16 protein-coding genes and 3 tRNA genes are annotated in these 15662 nt (G+C 61.1%); 13 read left to right on the top strand and 6 right to left on the bottom strand.

The genetic code is table 11. The features are described 5' to 3' along the window. Positions 1-4: 4 nt before the first annotated feature. Positions 5-1360 carry a nicotinate phosphoribosyltransferase gene (locus tag HMPREF9237_RS06530; protein ID WP_016442947.1) on the bottom strand — a complete coding sequence of 452 codons (1356 nt, stop codon included), beginning with the start codon at positions 1358-1360 and terminating at the stop codon, positions 5-7. A gap of 82 nt (positions 1361-1442) precedes the next feature. Here HMPREF9237_RS06530 and clpS point away from each other — a divergent pair, with 82 nt between their 5' ends. The 6 genes from clpS to rdgB all read left to right on the top strand — a co-directional run bounded on the left by clpS (position 1443) and on the right by rdgB (position 5603). Beyond that, a complete protein-coding gene (gene clpS, locus HMPREF9237_RS06525) occupies positions 1443-1781 on the top strand; it encodes an ATP-dependent Clp protease adapter ClpS (protein ID WP_016442946.1) in 339 nt (112 codons plus the stop codon). A 2-nt stretch (positions 1782-1783) separates the two neighbouring features. Then, positions 1784-2452 carry a DUF2017 family protein gene (locus HMPREF9237_RS06520; RefSeq protein ID WP_016442945.1) on the top strand — a complete coding sequence of 223 codons (669 nt, stop codon included), beginning with the start codon at positions 1784-1786 and terminating at the stop codon, positions 2450-2452. A 9-nt stretch (positions 2453-2461) separates the two neighbouring features. Next, positions 2462-3274: a glutamate racemase gene (gene murI, locus HMPREF9237_RS06515; protein WP_016442944.1), complete on the top strand. Its 813-nt coding sequence runs from the start codon at positions 2462-2464 to the stop codon at positions 3272-3274. Continuing rightward, positions 3271-4068 carry an MBL fold metallo-hydrolase gene (locus HMPREF9237_RS06510; protein ID WP_016442943.1) on the top strand — a complete coding sequence of 266 codons (798 nt, stop codon included), beginning with the start codon at positions 3271-3273 and terminating at the stop codon, positions 4066-4068. The genes murI and HMPREF9237_RS06510 overlap by 4 nt, the downstream gene beginning before the upstream one ends. A 129-nt stretch (positions 4069-4197) precedes the next feature. After that, positions 4198-4989, top strand: a complete 792-nt coding sequence (gene rph / locus HMPREF9237_RS06505; RefSeq protein WP_016442942.1) for a ribonuclease PH — start codon at positions 4198-4200, stop codon at positions 4987-4989. After that, positions 4980-5603, top strand: coding sequence for an RdgB/HAM1 family non-canonical purine NTP pyrophosphatase (gene rdgB, locus HMPREF9237_RS06500; RefSeq protein WP_016442941.1), 624 nt, complete (start codon positions 4980-4982; stop codon positions 5601-5603). The genes rph and rdgB overlap by 10 nt, the downstream gene beginning before the upstream one ends. Positions 5604-5702: 99 nt before the next feature. On the opposite strand, the gene HMPREF9237_RS06495 is transcribed toward rdgB, so the two are convergent. Next, entirely contained in the window at positions 5703-6239 is a 537-nt protein-coding gene (locus tag HMPREF9237_RS06495; protein WP_026429485.1) for a DUF4916 domain-containing protein, read from the bottom strand. Positions 6240-6368: 129 nt separating this feature from the next. Between HMPREF9237_RS06495 and HMPREF9237_RS06490 the strand changes: the two genes are divergently transcribed. From HMPREF9237_RS06490 to HMPREF9237_RS06480, 3 genes are all read left to right on the top strand, one after another. Next, the gene (locus HMPREF9237_RS06490; protein WP_016442939.1) at positions 6369-6692 is read left to right on the top strand and encodes a hypothetical protein; all 324 of its coding nucleotides are present in this window, start codon (positions 6369-6371) and stop codon (positions 6690-6692) included. Then, positions 6676-7146 carry a thioredoxin-dependent thiol peroxidase gene (gene bcp, locus HMPREF9237_RS06485; protein WP_016442938.1) on the top strand — a complete coding sequence of 157 codons (471 nt, stop codon included), beginning with the start codon at positions 6676-6678 and terminating at the stop codon, positions 7144-7146. The genes HMPREF9237_RS06490 and bcp overlap by 17 nt, the downstream gene beginning before the upstream one ends. A 123-nt stretch (positions 7147-7269) precedes the next feature. Beyond that, positions 7270-7351 (top strand) — tRNA-Leu (locus tag HMPREF9237_RS06480). A 60-nt stretch (positions 7352-7411) separates the two neighbouring features. Here the strand turns inward: HMPREF9237_RS06480 and aroE are convergent. From aroE to HMPREF9237_RS06460, 4 genes are all read right to left on the bottom strand, one after another. Next, on the bottom strand, positions 7412-8269 hold the full coding sequence (gene aroE, locus HMPREF9237_RS06475; RefSeq protein ID WP_016442937.1) for a shikimate dehydrogenase: 858 nt from the start codon (positions 8267-8269) through the stop codon (positions 7412-7414). Positions 8270-8273: 4 nt separating this feature from the next. Further along, positions 8274-10250, bottom strand: coding sequence for an AMP-dependent synthetase/ligase (locus tag HMPREF9237_RS06470; protein ID WP_016442936.1), 1977 nt, complete (start codon positions 10248-10250; stop codon positions 8274-8276). Positions 10251-10319: 69 nt separating this feature from the next. Next, positions 10320-11063: a fumarylacetoacetate hydrolase family protein gene (locus tag HMPREF9237_RS06465; protein WP_016442935.1), complete on the bottom strand. Its 744-nt coding sequence runs from the start codon at positions 11061-11063 to the stop codon at positions 10320-10322. 82 nt (positions 11064-11145) lie between these two features. Then, positions 11146-12339 (bottom strand): MalY/PatB family protein, encoded by a 1194-nt coding sequence (locus HMPREF9237_RS06460; RefSeq protein ID WP_016442934.1) that lies wholly within the window; start codon positions 12337-12339, stop codon positions 11146-11148. 25 nt (positions 12340-12364) lie between these two features. Here HMPREF9237_RS06460 and gltX point away from each other — a divergent pair, with 25 nt between their 5' ends. The 4 genes from gltX (at position 12365) to HMPREF9237_RS06440 (ending at position 15390) form a co-directional block, all read left to right on the top strand. Next, the gene (gene gltX, locus HMPREF9237_RS06455) at positions 12365-13867 is read left to right on the top strand and encodes a glutamate--tRNA ligase (protein WP_016442933.1); all 1503 of its coding nucleotides are present in this window, start codon (positions 12365-12367) and stop codon (positions 13865-13867) included. Positions 13868-14103: 236 nt separating this feature from the next. Further along, entirely contained in the window at positions 14104-15006 is a 903-nt protein-coding gene (locus tag HMPREF9237_RS06450) for a hypothetical protein (protein WP_039898883.1), read from the top strand. 214 nt (positions 15007-15220) lie between these two features. Continuing rightward, positions 15221-15292: transfer RNA gene (locus tag HMPREF9237_RS06445), tRNA-Gln, on the top strand. A 25-nt stretch (positions 15293-15317) separates the two neighbouring features. After that, a tRNA-Glu gene (locus HMPREF9237_RS06440) sits at positions 15318-15390 on the top strand. The last annotated feature ends 272 nt before the right edge of the window (positions 15391-15662 follow it).

Here is a 15662-nt window from a genome sequence, read left to right as displayed (position 1 = left end):
GGAATTAAGCCGCGGCGTCGTCGCCCGGGAAAATATCCACCATGCGGGTGGGGATAGCGGGTTCCCCAGCGGAGAGGCGCCAGCCGTCGTAGGGGAGAGCATCGCGTGAGGTGTCGTGGCGCAGACGCGCGGCGGAGAGGACTTCCGTGCCGCAATAACGTTCGTCAATGCTGCCGGCATTCACCAGGTGAACCTGGAGGGGGCGGGCGCCCTGCTTCTCCAGGTAGGCCAGGCCCTCGGCGAAACTCGAGGCGCTCACCACCAGCTCTTCGGTGGCATGCCCGCCGCTTTCCAGGCGCCCGGCAACCTTGAGCCCGCCCACCGAAGCCTTGTTCTCCGAAGCCTTGGCGACCTCCTCGGGGCGGCCATCCGCGCCCTCGCGCTGAACCAGCTTGTAGACCATTTGTGCGGTGGGAACCCCCGAACCGGTCACCAGCCGGGTACCCACTCCGTAGCCATCCACCGGAGCGGAATTGAGGGCCGCAATAGCGTACTCATCCAGGTCCGAGGTAACGGTAATCTTCGTGGAGGTGGCACCCAAGCGATCCAGCTGCTCACGCACCTTGAAAGCAGTTGCGATCAAATCACCCGAATCGATACGCACCGCGCCGATCTCACCGCCGGCCGCGCGCCCGGCAGCTACCGCATTCTCCACGCCCTGCGCGATATTATAGGTATCCACGAGGAGGGTGGTACCGGTGCCCATGGCCGCGATCTGAGTGTCGAAAGCTTCCCGCTCCGAATCGTGAACCAGGGTGAAAGAATGCGCCGAGGTACCGGAAACCGGGATACCGTACTGGCGTCCGGCTTCCAGATCCGAGGTGCCCACAAAGCCCGCAATATAGGCTGCGCGCGCCGCGGAAACGGCGCTGCGTTCGTGGGTGCGGCGCGCCCCGAAGTCCACGCAGGGCCGGCCGTGCGCCGCAATCGTCATCCGCGAGGCAGCCGTCGCCACCGCCGAGTCATAGTTGAAAATAGATAGCGCGAGAGTTTCCAGTACGCAGCACTCCGCGAAAGTTCCCACCGCGGTGAGAATCGGAGAGCCGGGGAAGTACATTTCACCTTCCGCGTAACCCCAAATATCACCGGAGAACCGGAATGTGCGCAGCCACTCCAAAGCGGAATCGGAAACGATCTTATTGGCGCGCAAATACTCAATTTCTTCTTCCCCGAAACGGAAATTCTTCAGGGCGTCGAGGAGACGGCCAGTTCCGGCCACCACCCCGTAGCGGCGCCCGCCCGGGAGCCGGCGCGCAAAAATCTCAAAAACGGCCCGCCGTTGGGCCTTTCCCGACTGCATGGCGGCATCCACCATGGTCAGCTCGTACATATCAGTGAGCAAAGCAGTTGAAACACTCATATGCACGAGTCTACCCGCGCCCGCCTGAGCTGGCCGGGGATGATTGGCCGCGCCAGTCAAAGCTTGGCACTAGGATGGAGATATGAGCGCGCACCCATCTTCTGAAGATTTAGGGGCCAGCAGCCCAGCAACCCGCACCGAAAGCCTCACGCTTTTCGAAGCGGTGGCCGGCCCGACCCGTGCCTGGCGTACCGTTGTTCACGATGACCCGATCAACCTCATGAGCTATGTGCAATGGGTGTTCCAATCCTACTTTGGCCATTCGGCCGACCGTGCCCTCACTCTCATGCTAGAGGTCCATACCCGCGGGCGCGCCGTCGTATCATCCGGACCGCGCGAGCAGATGGAAACAGACGCCCGGGCCATGCACACCTACGGCCTGCTCGTCACCATCGAAGAAGAACCGGAAGGCGGGAGATAACCATGCTGCCTTTCCGCCCCGCCCGCGGCGGCTACCGTGCCAGCGTTGACGCGACCGAACGGCAACTTTTTGCCGGACTCGCGCGCGATGTTGCAACGCTGCTCGGCTACAACCTGGACGAAGAAATGCAGGCAGAAGGTGGACTAACCGGCCACGTCGCAGGCACAAGTAGCACCCAGAACGCGGAAGAATCCAGCGATGTGCTCGCCTCCTACGAACGCGAATTAGCTGACCTGGAGAGTACACGCTGCTACAGCCCGGCAAACAATATGGATACCGCCCTTGCTCGCCTCTTGCCGGACATGTCGGAAGAGCCCGCGCTCGCGGACGAATTACGTTCGCTTACCGAATCCGCGGTCTGCCACACAAAAATCCGCAACTTGCTAGTTTTCTACACTTCGCTGGCAACCGAAAAAGTGTGGGTGAGTAACGAAGATGCCGGGGCGTGGCTGGCCGGCGCCAACGATATCCGCATTGTGCTCGGCACCCGCCGCAATATCACCACGGCGGCAGAATCGCAGGCGGTAACTTCGCGTGCACTCACCATTATGGAATCCGAACGCCCCCAGATCGATACCACCGATGACATGATCGGGGTGCTCTACGTGATTATCGCGTGGTGGCAAGATTCACTCATCACTGCCATTCAGAACAAGGACCTGCGGCGGTAACTTGACAGTATGGATTCCCGTCCCATTGGTATTTTTGATTCCGGCGTAGGTGGCCTCACGGTCGCTCGCGCCATTATTGACCAGCTTCCTGGCGAATCCATCACTTATATCGGGGATACCTCGCACTGCCCCTACGGCACCAAATCTATCCCCGAAGTGCGCGCCTACGCCATGGACATCATGGATAAATTGGTGAGATCCGGTGTGAAAATGCTGGTCATCGCCTGCAACTCGGCGACTTCCGCGGCACTTGCCGACGCTCGGCAGCGCTTTGCTACGGAGATGGGGATCCCGGTTTTGGAAGTGATTCGCCCGGCGGTGCGCCGCGCGGTCCGGTCCACCCGGAACGGGAAAATCGGGGTGATTGCCACCCCGGCCACCATCGAATCGGGCGCCTACCAGGATGCTTTCACCGCTGCCCCGAATCTGGAACTCACCACCCGGGCTTGCCCGGAGTTCGTGGAGCTGGTGGAACAGGGGCAGACGGCCGGCGCCCAGGTGCAGGCAGTGGCCGAACACTACTTGGCCCCGGTGCGGGCCGCCGGGGTGGATACCCTGGTACTTGGCTGCACCCATTATCCGCTGCTCGCTGGCGTGATCTCTTACACTATGGGGGAGGATGTCACCATCGTGTCCTCCGCGGATGAAACCGCCCGCGATGTTTACCGCGAACTAGCCACCCGCGATATGTTTGCCGGCCCGGGCACCCCTCGGCGCCGCTTCTACGCCACCGGTGACCCGGTGAGTTTCGGGCGCCTCGCCCGCAGATTCCTCGGTCCGGAAGTAGGAACCGTGCTATCTACGGAGGAACTCTCGGCATGAGACTGACAATCATTGGATGTTCCGGCTCGATGTCCGGGCCCGAATCGCCGGCCTCGGCCTACCTCGTGCAGGCGGAAGGAATGGACGCGAACGGTGCGCCGCGCACCTACACCTTTACGCTGGATTTCGGCCCCGGAGCCATGGGCCATCTGCTGCGCTATACCGACCCGGCGCTTGTGGATGCCATGGTGATCTCGCACCTGCACGCCGACCACTGTGCGGACCTCATCGGGATGCAGGTCTACCGGCGCTGGCACCCCTCCGGCCCGCTTCCCCGGGTGGCGGTCTACAGCCCCGGCGATGCCCGGCGGCGCGCCCGCCAACTGGGCGATGACGGCCCCGAGGAAACCTACGATGATGTCTTCGATTTTCGCCAGGTTCGTAGTGGGGATACCTTCCGCATCGGCCCTATGACCATCCAGGCGTTCCCCGCACTCCACACGGTGGAAGCTTTCGCCTACCGGATCACCGGGCCCTCGGATATTCGCCCGGGGGAGAACGCGGTGCTCACGTTCACGGGGGATACCGATATGTGCGACGGCGTCGTCGCCGCGGCGCGCGGTGCCGATCTGCTTCTTTCCGAATGTGCTTATGAGGACGGACGGGATACCGTACGCGGTATTCATCTCACAGGTTCGCGAGCCGGCGCCTTGGCAGCGCAGGCCGGTGCACATGAGATGCTCCTCACCCACCTGCAGCCGTGGACGGATCGGGATTCGGTGCGGGCTGCGGCGCAGGAAGAATACGAGGGCCGGGTGGCCTGCGTGCGGGCCGGCGAAGCCTTCCGTATCTAAGCCCCGCGCGAGTTGAGTGGGGCGGTAGCGGCGTGAAGTGCCGCGGTTAGGCGTGCGTGGCTGTGAGGAAGCACGGCTTCGCGTCTCCTGCGGATTTTTCATGTCGGGGCGGCGCGGTAGCCTTAAGCCATGACTGATAAGAACTCCAGCGCCACTCGTGCAGATGGGCGCGCCGCAGATGAGATGCGCCCTGTCACCATTGACCGCCACTATTTTGAAACCGGGGAAGGCAGTGTGCTGGTGCGCTACGGGCGCACTACCGTGCTCTGTGTCGCTTCTTTTGAAGAAGGGGTGCCGCGCTGGCGTAAAGGCAGCGGGGAAGGCTGGGTTACTGCTGAATATTCCATGCTTCCGCGTGCTACCTCGGATCGCTCGCCGCGCGAATCGGTGCGCGGGAAAATCGGGGGTCGCACCCATGAGATTTCGCGGCTTATCGGCCGCAGCCTGCGTGCGGTTGTTGATATGAAAGCTTTGGGGGAGAACACCATCACCCTGGATTGCGATGTTTTGCAGGCCGACGGCGGAACTCGCACCGCGGCCATTACCGGCGCTTTCGTGGCCCTGGCGGATGCCATCTCCTGGGCTCGGGCACGTAAGCTGGTGCGGCGCCCGGTTCTCACCACCTCGGTTTCCGCGGTATCTGTGGGGGTTATTGACGGCCAGCCCCGCCTTGACCTGCCCTATGAAGAAGATGTGCGGGCTGATACCGATATGAATATCGTGGCTTTGGGCAGTGGGGACTACGTGGAAGTTCAGGGAACTGCCGAACACCACCCCTTTAACCGCGCTGATCTGGCGGCTTTACTTGATCTGGCGGATAAGGGCACGCGTGAGCTTCGTGAGCTCCAGCACCGGGTACTTTTCGAGGGGGAGAATCCCGTGCGTAGCGATGTTTTTACCGGTGGTGAGCAGTGGAAGTAGCGCAGTCGCGGCGCGTCGTCGTCGCTACCGGAAACGCCCATAAAGTCACGGAACTTCGCAATATTCTGGCGCCGTGGTTACAGGGAATTGAGCTCGTCTCCGGGGCGGAATTTGAGGTTTCCGAACCCGTTGAGGATGGAACCACGTTCGCGCAGAACGCCCTCATCAAGGCGCGGGCCTACGCGCGGGCCACCGGCCTACCGGCTATTGCCGATGATTCGGGCCTGTGCGTGGATATTTTAGGTGGGGCGCCCGGGATTTTTTCGGCGCGCTGGAGCGGTGCCCACGGGAACGACGCCGCAAACCGCGAGCTCCTCCTCGCCCAGCTGGCCGATGTGCCGCGGGCCAATCGTGGTGCGCATTTCCATTGCGCGGCCGCATTGGTAACCCCGGAGGGCCGTGAGGAAGTCCGCGAAGGTGATATGCCGGGTAATCTCCTTAGCGCTGAACGTGGCAGCGGCGGTTTTGGATATGATCCCATCTTCGCGCCGCTCGGCTTCAATCGTTCCAATGCGGAGCTGAGCCCGGAAGAAAAGGACGCCATCTCCCATCGGGGCAAGGCCTTTGCCCAGCTAGCCCCGGTAATTGTGCAGGTGCTGGCCGAGCGGGATTAGTGCGCAGAAGTAGCCGGGCGGCGCGGCGGTGTTCCCCGGATTCGTGTGAACACCGCTTACACGCCTCATAACCGCCGCTGTAAGCGCTGTTTACAACGGTTAGCAGCGGCCAATATAGCCGAGCGCGGCGCGCAGGAGAGCGGCGTGCCCATCAGACATTTCCGCTTGCAGCTCCGCGGTGCGCGCCTCCCCGGGCGTGAACCAGGTGAATTCCAGGGAGTCATTTCCCGGATCGCAATCCCCGTGAATAGGGATGATATAGGCCAGATCAACGCGATGCTGGCGTGCATCGTAATACCCGGCTTCCGGTTCGGGAGTGGGGAAGTATTCGGTGACCGTGAACGGTGCCAGGTACGGCGGAAGCTGAGGAAGTGCCACCGAGCCTAGGTCTTTATCGATATGGCGGATGAGCGCGGCGCGCACCGGTTCGTGGAAGAGGACCCGCCCCGAGGGAAACTCCCGCAAAATTCCCTCAGAATCGGCACGCAGTAGCATTCCGATAGCGATTACCCGCCCGGTTTCATCCAGGCGAACCGGAACAATATCCACGTACACCATCGGGACCTTGTGCCGGACAAATTCGAGTTCTTCGGGGCTGAGCCACGGACCCATATCAGCTGCGTCGACTTCACTCATGTTCTTAATTTTGCCGGGCTTAGCGGCCCCGTGCTTCACTCCACGCTACCCGCGAAACATCTGCATTTTCGCGTAGAGCGCCGGCGCGGGCCGGGTGCGGCGAGTCATGCGGAAGCTAGACTGAGTGGCATGCGCCAAGCTCGATACCTCAACTACCTAGCCCTCGCTATTCTTGTGCTGGGCGTGGCAACCCTTGTTTTAGGTTGGTATATCGCCATCAGTGGGAATCTCCTTCCGCAGTACGGAGTGATTCTCACGCTCGGAACAGTTGGAGCGGTGGCCTGCGGGATCGGGTACCGGAGCGAACGCCCCTGGATATTCGGGGCCGGTGCTGTTTTTATGCTGTGGTTCGCGCCCACACCCCTGGGGCTGTGGCCCCTCGGCATTGGTATTGCCATGCTCATCGCGTGGGCCGTGCTTATTGTGAAGGAAAATAATGTTAAATTCTGGTGATCGTGCCCCCGATTTTACTTTGGAGAGCACGGCGGGAACCTTCCGGCTATTCGAGCATCTGAACGACGGCGCTCGCGGCGTCATCGTGTACTTCTACCCGAAAGCAAATACCCCGGGGTGTACTACCGAGGCCTGTGATTTCCGGGATAATCTCAATTCCCTGCGGTCGGCTGGTTACGCCGTGGTGGGAGTTTCCCCTGATTCGCTCACTTCGCTGGAGAAGTTCCGGGAGAAGCAGGGTCTCAACTTTGTGCTCGCCTCGGATCCAGATCACGCGGTGGCAAGCGAATGGGGTGCCTGGGGAGAAAAGCAAAACTGGGGTAAAACGGTTATCGGAATGCGCCGCTCCACCGTAGTGGTTAATCCGGATGGCACCGTCGCAGCGGCTTTCTATAATGTGAAAGCTACCGGGCATGTGGCACGGTTACGGCGCGATCTTGGTATCGATGAGTAATCGGGAGGAACGAGCCGCCGGAACACTACCGTTAGTTCTCGGAACGCTGCCGGTCGTATTCTGATCTTCCGATCAGCTTCTGAATTTTCCTGCACCGGGAAATCCGCTAGGATAGACCGGTACGCGCGCGTGGCGGAATTGGTAGACGCGCTGGATTTAGGTTCCAGTGCCTTTGGGCGTGAGGGTTCGAGTCCCTCCGTGCGCACTCTTGTGAATTATTTTCCTATCAATACCTATCAAGGTGTTCGTGGGCAATATATCGCCACTATTGGCACAGGGCCGCCCGCATGACCTCCACGGGAATGTCGGTGCGGCCCAGCCAGATTTCCTCCGCAAAAACACCTTGCCACAGCAGCATATCCAGGCCGGATACGCAGCCCGCGCCGACCCGGCGGGCTCGCTGGAGGAGCTCAGTTTCTAGCGGTTCGTACACCGCATCAAAAACAATGTGATCGGGGCGCAGCCAGTTTTCGGGAATCAGAGCCCCCGGATAAGCACTCATCCCCACACTTGTGGCATTGACCAGAAGCGAAGCCGCATCAACCTCGCGGCGGAGCGCGTCCTCATCACTGAGGTCACAAAGCTGGGCATCCACACCCGTCTCGGCACGCAAGCGACCGAGGATACTGACGGCGCGCTCAAAATTCTGCCCGCGCCGGGAAAAAACCCGGATACGGGACACGCCTTCGAGGGCGGCCCGAGTATAGATCGCACGCGAAGCTCCGCCAGCTCCCAGAACCACCAGCGCTTCACCCGGGTCATAGCCTGCCGCCCGTACCGCTGCAAAAGCACCGCGGCCATCGGTGTTATGACCGACCGTGCTCCCATCCTCGCGAATGTGAACGGTGTTTACGGACTCCATGAGCCGGGCATCGTCGGAGAGCTCATCAACAAGCTCATACACGGAGGTTTTATGTGGCATCGTCACGTTAAAACCGCCAAAACCAAGGTCGCATAAAGCAGTAACTGCCCGAGCGCCCGAATCCGGCGCGATATCATACGCGAGGTAAACAGCGTTCACGCCCAGGTGGGAAAAGGATGCGTTATGCATGGCGGGAGAGCGGGAATGTCCCACCGGATGCCCGATCACGGCGTAACTAACCGTGTGCCCGTTAATCCCCATCGTGCTACTTCTCGCCGCCGCCTACCGCTCCAGGGTGCTGATCATCCTGCTGACCAGACTGCATCCCGTGCTGCCCAGCCGCACCGCGCCGCCGCAGCCGCTCAAGTCGGCGCTGCGCGCGCCGTTCCTTGCGGGCCGCACGCCGGCGTTCCTTCGCCTCGGATTTCTTCGTGGACTCGGAATGATTCGCCCCGTAAATACCATCCACCACATCGCGGTACCGCTCGAGCACAACTTCGCGGCGCACCTTCAGCGACGGCGTGAGCAAACCATTCGCCTCACTAAAATCACCGGGCACAATCACGAATTTACGGATGGATTCCGCACGCGATACCTGGGCATTGGTGCGGTCAATCGCCCGCTGGAGTGAGGCGTTAACCGGCTCAGAATTCATCGCCTCCGCCGGAGTCATCTTCGGTAAACCGTGCGAAGAAAGCCAAGAGGGCAGCATCTGCGCATCAAGAGTAATGAGCGCGGAAATAAAGGGCTCGCCATCACCTAAAACCACCACATTGGAAATGAGGGGGTGAGAGCTCAGCTTATCCTCCAGCACCGCCGGCGCCACATTCTTGCCCCCGGCCGTTACGATCAGGTGCTTCTTGCGGCCGGTAATGGTGAGGTTGCCGCGCTTATCGAGCGTCCCGAGATCCCCGGTATGGAACCAACCATCCGCAAAGGCAGCCGCGGTAGCTTCGGGATTGTTATGGTAACCGCGGAAGACAGAGTGGCCCTTGACCAAGACTTCGCCGTCGTCGGCAAGTTTAATACGCATGCCCGGAAGCGGCCATCCAACGGTACCCAACACAGGATTCGCCGCGCGCGTGGCATTTGCCGGACCGGTGGTTTCCGTGAGGCCGTAACCTTCGACCACCGTTAAGCCGATGCCGCGGTAGAAGCGCCCCAGGCGGGTGCCCAGCGGTGCCCCGGCGGAAATCGCGAAACGAATTCGCCCGCCCATTGCCTCGCGCAATTTATTGAAAACCAGTTTGCGTGCCAGTGCACGCTTCACCGCGAAAATCGGGCTGCGCCGGCGCCGGGTCCCGTTCTGCACCGCAATATCGGCCGCCCAGCGGAAAATCCGGCGCCGCAGGCCCGCTCCGGCTTTTGCCTCGGCCGCGTTATAGACCTTCTCCAGCACCCTCGGAACCACCAGAAGCAGGGTGGGTTTGAAAGTTTCCAGGTCGCTCATGAGATTCTTGAGATTACCTACGAAACCTACTGAAATACGGGTGGCCAAACCGAAGTAGGCGCAAATCCGCCCCATGACGTGCGCCATGGGGAGGAACAGCAGCAGCGACGCCTGCGGATTATTGAGGATTTCCGGTTCGTAATGCCAGGTTCCCAGCACGGTGCGCGCGAAATTCCCGTGGGTAAGCTCCACTCCCTTGGGGTCTCCGGTGGTTCCCGAGGTGTAAATAATGGTCGCGAGGGAATTAGCGGTGACCGCCGCGATGCGGGCGTCGAGATCTTCTTCGGGAACTTCAAGAGCCGCGGCATTGAGAGCGGCGCGCCAATCCTCCGTCATGACGGTCGCGGGCGGAATCGCGGGAGGTGTTACCGAATCAACCAACTCCGCATGGGCGCGGGTATCGGTGAAAATATGGGTGATCTCCGCATCCGCGACCATCCACGCGATCTGCTTGGCGGAACTTGTTTCATAAATCGGCACCGGCACAACCCCGATGTGCAAGGCGGCCGCATCTAGCAGCGCCCACTCGTAAGATGTAGCCGCGAGAATGCCGATGCGTTCGCCGTGCCCCAGGCCCAGGCCGATGAGCCCGCGCGCCGTAAGATGGACTTGCTCGAGGAATTCCGTAATCGTCAACGGTTTCCAATTCCCACCGATGGAGTTCTGGATATGCACCGCGATATCGCGCGGATACTTGCGTTGCCGCTGCGCGAGCAGCCACGGAACCGTGTGATACGACTCGTTCTTGAAAGGAGCTTTTTGCGATAGGGAACCATCGCGATGCTTCTTCATCTATCCTCCTGCATGGGCCCGTCCGCGGTGCGGGTGCGGTCCTCGGTTGTATAGTTCGCCTGCCGGACTTTAGTTCGCCGCAAGGACCGGGTTGCGCAGCACCCCGAAACCTTCGATTTCACATTCCACGACGTCGCCCGCTTTCAGCGGCGGCTCACCGTTAAAGGCACCGGGCAGAATAATATCGCCGGGAAGTAGGGTGCAGCGCCGCGAGGCCGCTGCCACCGACTGCGCCACGGAGAGCGGATAGTCAGAGGTCCGCGCCCGGGTGTAGGTTTCCCCGTTCACCCGCGAGGTCATGGCCAGATCGCTCACGTCAATATCGGTGAGAATAAAGGGGCCCACCGGGAGCGCGGTATCAAACATCTTCTGTGCACCGTTCACATCACCGCGGGCGGTTACATCATTAATAATGGTGTAACCAAATACGGCTTCCAGTGCGCGTTCTTCGGGAACGTCCTTGGCGACCCGCCCGATAATAATTCCGAGTTCCACTTCGTGGGCGAGGCCTTCGCTAGCCCAGTCCGGAATAATAATCGGATCATCAGGCCCGCACACCGCCGTATTGGGCTTCATAAAGAAGAAGAGGTCATCAGCTGTGGCACCCGGTGCGGTTGCATTGCCGAAACCAATTGCCTTCGAGCGTGGAATCATGGGGGAGAGGAGCACGGCATCGGCAGCGGCCACCCGCTCTCCGGTAGGTTGGATCTCCCCGAAAATCGGATCGTCGGCGAGGATAACGAAGTCATCAGCGCCTTCGTCGTAGACCGCGTAGCGCGGGCCCTGGCTCAAACTCAAGCGTGCTATTTTCATATCATTAACCTTAGTATTTCACCTAGACTTTAGCGACCGGCGCCCCGAAGGCGCGTTGCTGTGCTGCCTTGCTACCTGCGCGTTACGCCCCCGCCTCCAGTAGGCCTTCGATTCGGTCCAGGGCCTCCAGTGCGATTGCGCGCGGGGTCGCCAGCACCATGCGCGCCCATTGCTCAAAACCGGCGCCCGAGGCCCGCCCGGGAGTGAGTGCCACGTTGGCCCGCTCCAAAATAGCGGCGACGGCGCCCTTCGGCTCGCGCGCCTCTTTGCGGGCACGTTCCTCCTCCCCGCGCACAAATTCCGCCTCGGAAAAATCGAGGAAAGCGATATAGGTGCCTTCCACGTGGGCCATGCGCACCCCGGGCCAGGCCCGCACCCGGTTTTCCACGATCCGCAACGTTTCAGCGATATAGGAGCACACCGCGCGATTCCAATCTCGCCCCTCCTCGAAAGCGATTTTGGTGGCCCGGGCTCCCACCGTGGAAGTCGGGGAGCTCCAGGCGTTGTCAAGGGGTGCGTAGCGGGCGGTGTCGTCGTCGTTATAAAAAATGAGCTGCGCGGCCTTGAGACCGGGGATATTCCAGCCCTTCGTCGCACTGATCGCGCTGATCGTATGCGCGCGGGTAGCCGCGCTGCGCGGGCCGTAGGGAACGTAGGTGCCGTCAATCAGCACCGGGGCGTGAATGGAATCCTCAAAAACGCGGGCCCCGCGCCGCTCAACCACGGCCGCGACCTTATCGAGCTCCGGGCCACTCAAACATCGGCCCGCCGGATTCCACGGGTTGCATAAAACAAGGAGAGAACCGGGGGTGAGGGCCTCTTCCAGCGCTTCGAGGTCCAGCTCCCACCGCCCCTCGCGGAAAATCGAGGGGACCTGGCGTACCTCCCGGTCATACTCGCCCGGAAGTGTGAGGAACGGCATATAGGCTGGGGTGGGGACAATAACCGGGGCTCCCGGGGCCGTGAACTGCGTGATCGTGATGCGCAGAGCACTGAGAACCTCGGGAATGAGGAACATGCGCTCCGGGTCGGGAGCTGGGCCGAATTGGCCGAGCCAGGTGGAAACTGCGTTCATAATCCCCGGAATTTCGCGGGGAGGAAGGTAGCCGAGGGTGCCGCGCTGCGCTGCGCTCACCAGGTAATCGCGAATTTCCGGCGCGATTCCCAAGTCCATTTCGGCCACCCACATAGCGATAGCATCCCCAAACGTGGACCATTTGTGCGATCCCTGCGCGAGGAGATCAGAGATGGTGCGAGTGTCGAAATCATATGTCATATCCGTAGCGTATCCTTAACCCATCATGGCTATCACAACTGCTACCGGACGCGAGATCCGAGTTCGTTTCTGTCCCTCACCCACCGGCACCCCGCATGTCGGTATGGTACGCACCTGCCTCTTTAACTGGGCCTACGCCCGGCACGTGGGTGGAACTTTTATTTTCCGCATTGAAGATACCGATGCAGCCCGTGATTCTGAAGAGTCGTATCACCAGATTCTCGATTCCCTGCGCTGGCTCGGGCTGGACTGGGATGAAGGGGTTGAGGTGGGCGGCCCGCACGGTCCCTACCGGCAATCCCAGCGCGGTGATATCTACCGCAAGGTCGCGGCGCAGCTATTGGAGCGCGGCTATGCCTACGAATCTTTCTCCACTCCGGAGGAAATCGAGGCGCGCCACCGCGAGCGCGGGGAGGATCCCAAGCTCGGGTACGACGGTTATGATCGTGACCTCACAGAAGAACAGAAGGCCGCCTACCGGGCTGAAGGGCGCGAACCGGTGTTGCGCATGCGCATGCCTGATGAGGATATTACGTTCACGGATGTGATCCGCGGGGATATCACTTTCCGGGCCGGCTCCACCCCGGATTACGTGATTGTGCGTGCCAACGGGGATCCGCTTTACACTCTCACGAACCCCATTGATGATGCCCTCACGGAAGTGACGGACGTGCTGCGCGGGGAGGATCTGCTGTCCTCCACACCGCGCCAGATCGTGCTCTACCGTGCCCTGGAAGAGCTGGGCATCGCGAAATGGACGCCGCGCTTTGGCCATATGCCCTACGTGATGGGGGAGGGAAATAAGAAGCTTTCCAAGCGTGATCCGGAATCGAATCTGCTGCTTCACCGTGAACGCGGCATGATCCCGGAGGGCCTGCTCAACTACCTGGCCCTGCTCGGGTGGTCTTTCTCCGCCGAACGTGATGTGTTCAGCAAGGAAGAACTTGTGGAGCACTTCGATATCCACAATGTCAATCCGAACCCGGCACGTTTTGATGACAAGAAGTGCGTGGCCATTAATGCGGACCATATCCGCCTCCTTGACGTGGCCGATTACACCCGGCGCCTCGTTCCTTACCTCAGTGATGTGCTGAGCGCCTCCACCTATGAGGATCTCACGGATCGCGAACGGGAAATTCTTGACGCGGCGGCGCCGTTGGCGCAGACCCGTATGCAGCTGCTGGGGGAGGCTCGGGATCTGCTCGGTTTCCTTTTCGTTAGTGCTGCGAAACTGGAATACAACGAGAAAGCGCTGTCCAAGCTGCGCGATTCGGCGCCCGAAGCGCTGCGCGGGGCTCGTGAAGCGCTGAGCGCTCTGAATGATTTCACTCCGGATGCTATTAAGCCCGCCCTCGATGCGGCGCTGGTGGAGGGGCTCAGTATCAAACCGCGTTTCGCCTTCGGCCCGCTTTTCGTGGCGATGACGGGCACGAATGTGTCCATTCCTGTTATTGACTCCATCGCTATCCTCGGGCGTGAGGAAGCGGTGGCGCGCATCGACCAACTCCTGGAGAAGATTTCCGGGTAGTTAAGATACTGACGGGGAGGGCCGCGATGGTGGTATGTACGACGCCGCCGCCGCGGCCCGCCGCGTCTTTTCCCGCGCCGGGAACCTACTTGCGTGCCTGGGGCAGGGCCTGGGAACGGGTAGTTGTAGGCGCAGGTGACTGTGCGGGGGCGGGTGAACCTTGGGGCACGCGCGCGAGCGAAGGCGCGCGTGCGGGCAAGGGAGCGGCCTGCAGGGTATTCTTCGAGCCTCTCGACATGGATGACGGCAGTGTGGAGTGCGTTCCGCGGGTGGGGCTCTTCGGTGCGAAAAATTCCCAACCGTCCTGGCCGCTAGCTGAAGTGGGGCGTTTCCAGTGCGCGAATCTGGCGCTGGGGGAGTTCTCCATCCATTTTGCTTTTAATGCGGATATTGACCGGGTTCTTGCCGCGGATTGGGCTGTGGGTGCGCGCGAGGCCGCGCGAATCAATCATGTACTTGAGCAGCGTATTCCGCCCGAATGGGAGGCGAGCTTCGAACCCCAGCAGCTACGTTTCCACGAGGTAGCTCTACCTAGTCGCCGCCGCACTCACCGTTCCCGCCGCAGCCGCAAAGCACTTGGCTGGGAGATCAGTTCGCAGATCATCGAGATCCTCGGCCCGGCCGATAGTCCGGCGCTCCCGGAGGACTATCTTGCCTTCAGCTACCTCAGTTTCGACGTGGGCGAGTTCTTTGCTGGTCACTCCCTCGGGGAGCTCTCCAGTACCTGGTCGTTTTTCGGCGACGACGCCGGCGACTACCCCCATTCCCGCCTGGTCCGCACCGCGCTTCCGGATGCGGTCGAGCCGGATCCTTCGCGGATCTATCGGATTCTCACCGCGGCCGACTGGGTCAAGCTGGTGGAACGCTACCCGCTCCGGATTCCTCTCGACCGGACATGGAGCCCGGATGCCCTTGGCGGCCTGGATACCTACACGGTCAATTGGACGCGGGCGCGCTGCGATTACAACGCCGTGGACATCACCATCGCCGGGGCTGTGCGCACCGTATTTTCGCCGCTGCCCGCCTGCGATGGCTATACGATGCTGACCGGTTGTACGCCCGGTTCCCGCATCTGGTTGCGGGTGCCGGATGCCTTGCGGGAGGAAGCCGAGCGGCAGGGCCGCGTGCGTGAATGGTAGCGGTGGGTTTCGGCATGGCTTGCGCGGGTGCGGTTAGAGCTGGCTGTCCGTTTGCACCGGCGCGGGTGCAGTTCGAGCAGGTGCGCCGCTTGAACTAGCGTGGGCCGAGAACGTGGTGCGTCACACGTCCAGTGGATTTGCTAGCTCGAGGAGATTCCACTAAGCTTTTTATCTGTCGTCCTCGGGAACGTCATGATTCTGAGGTCCACACCCTTGGGGTATGGTGTAATTGGCAACACAGGTGATTCTGGTTCATCCATTCTAGGTTCGAGTCCTGGTACCCCAGCGATGATGCTTCGGCATCCTCATAGGCCCCGTTCGTCTAGCGGCCTAGGACGTCGCCCTCTCACGGCGGTAACACCGGTTCAAATCCGGTACGGGGTACAGCACAAGGCGGGAAAACTTCGGTTTTCCCGCCTTGACTCGTCTCAGCTCAGCCGCAGTCTCTAGGATGAGAATGCAGGGTTAATAGACAAAAGTGGGTCTAATGACGGCGTGGCGTTGGCTTGGATCCGGCCCGGAACTACCGTGAACTGCGTCCCGCAAACAAAATGTGCGGGAGAGCACCGTTTCGGGGCGGTTTTGTGTCTCTTACGCACATCCTGTGGGAGGCGATGTCCCGGACTCACACTTTGGCTCGCCGTCCCGCCTAGCCG

Source organism: Actinotignum schaalii FB123-CNA-2, assembly GCF_000411135.1.
Lineage (GTDB): Bacteria > Actinomycetota > Actinomycetes > Actinomycetales > Actinomycetaceae > Actinotignum > Actinotignum schaalii_A.
The sequence above is the reverse complement of the archived record's forward strand: the minus strand, read 5'-3'. Positions and strand labels throughout refer to the sequence as shown.

Bases quoted from the DNA above. Each gene is read 5' to 3' on its own strand.
- HMPREF9237_RS06495 (WP_026429485.1), bottom strand. From the start codon at position 6,239: ATGAGTGAAGTCGACGCAGCTGATATGGGTCCGTGGCTCAGCCCCGAA.
- HMPREF9237_RS06510 (WP_016442943.1), top strand. From the start codon at position 3,271: ATGAGACTGACAATCATTGGATGTTCCGGCTCGATGTCCGGGCCCGAA.
- HMPREF9237_RS06465 (WP_016442935.1), bottom strand. From the start codon at position 11,063: ATGAAAATAGCACGCTTGAGTTTGAGCCAGGGCCCGCGCTACGCGGTC.
- HMPREF9237_RS06460 (WP_016442934.1), bottom strand. From the start codon at position 12,339: ATGACATATGATTTCGACACTCGCACCATCTCTGATCTCCTCGCGCAG.
- HMPREF9237_RS06520 (WP_016442945.1), top strand. From the start codon at position 1,784: ATGCTGCCTTTCCGCCCCGCCCGCGGCGGCTACCGTGCCAGCGTTGAC.
- bcp (WP_016442938.1), top strand. From the start codon at position 6,676: ATGTTAAATTCTGGTGATCGTGCCCCCGATTTTACTTTGGAGAGCACG.
- HMPREF9237_RS06470 (WP_016442936.1), bottom strand. From the start codon at position 10,250: ATGAAGAAGCATCGCGATGGTTCCCTATCGCAAAAAGCTCCTTTCAAG.
- gltX (WP_016442933.1), top strand. From the start codon at position 12,365: ATGGCTATCACAACTGCTACCGGACGCGAGATCCGAGTTCGTTTCTGT.
- rph (WP_016442942.1), top strand. From the start codon at position 4,198: ATGACTGATAAGAACTCCAGCGCCACTCGTGCAGATGGGCGCGCCGCA.
- HMPREF9237_RS06490 (WP_016442939.1), top strand. From the start codon at position 6,369: ATGCGCCAAGCTCGATACCTCAACTACCTAGCCCTCGCTATTCTTGTG.
- HMPREF9237_RS06450 (WP_039898883.1), top strand. From the start codon at position 14,104: ATGGATGACGGCAGTGTGGAGTGCGTTCCGCGGGTGGGGCTCTTCGGT.
- murI (WP_016442944.1), top strand. From the start codon at position 2,462: ATGGATTCCCGTCCCATTGGTATTTTTGATTCCGGCGTAGGTGGCCTC.
- clpS (WP_016442946.1), top strand. From the start codon at position 1,443: ATGAGCGCGCACCCATCTTCTGAAGATTTAGGGGCCAGCAGCCCAGCA.
- HMPREF9237_RS06530 (WP_016442947.1), bottom strand. From the start codon at position 1,360: ATGAGTGTTTCAACTGCTTTGCTCACTGATATGTACGAGCTGACCATG.
- aroE (WP_016442937.1), bottom strand. From the start codon at position 8,269: ATGGGGATTAACGGGCACACGGTTAGTTACGCCGTGATCGGGCATCCG.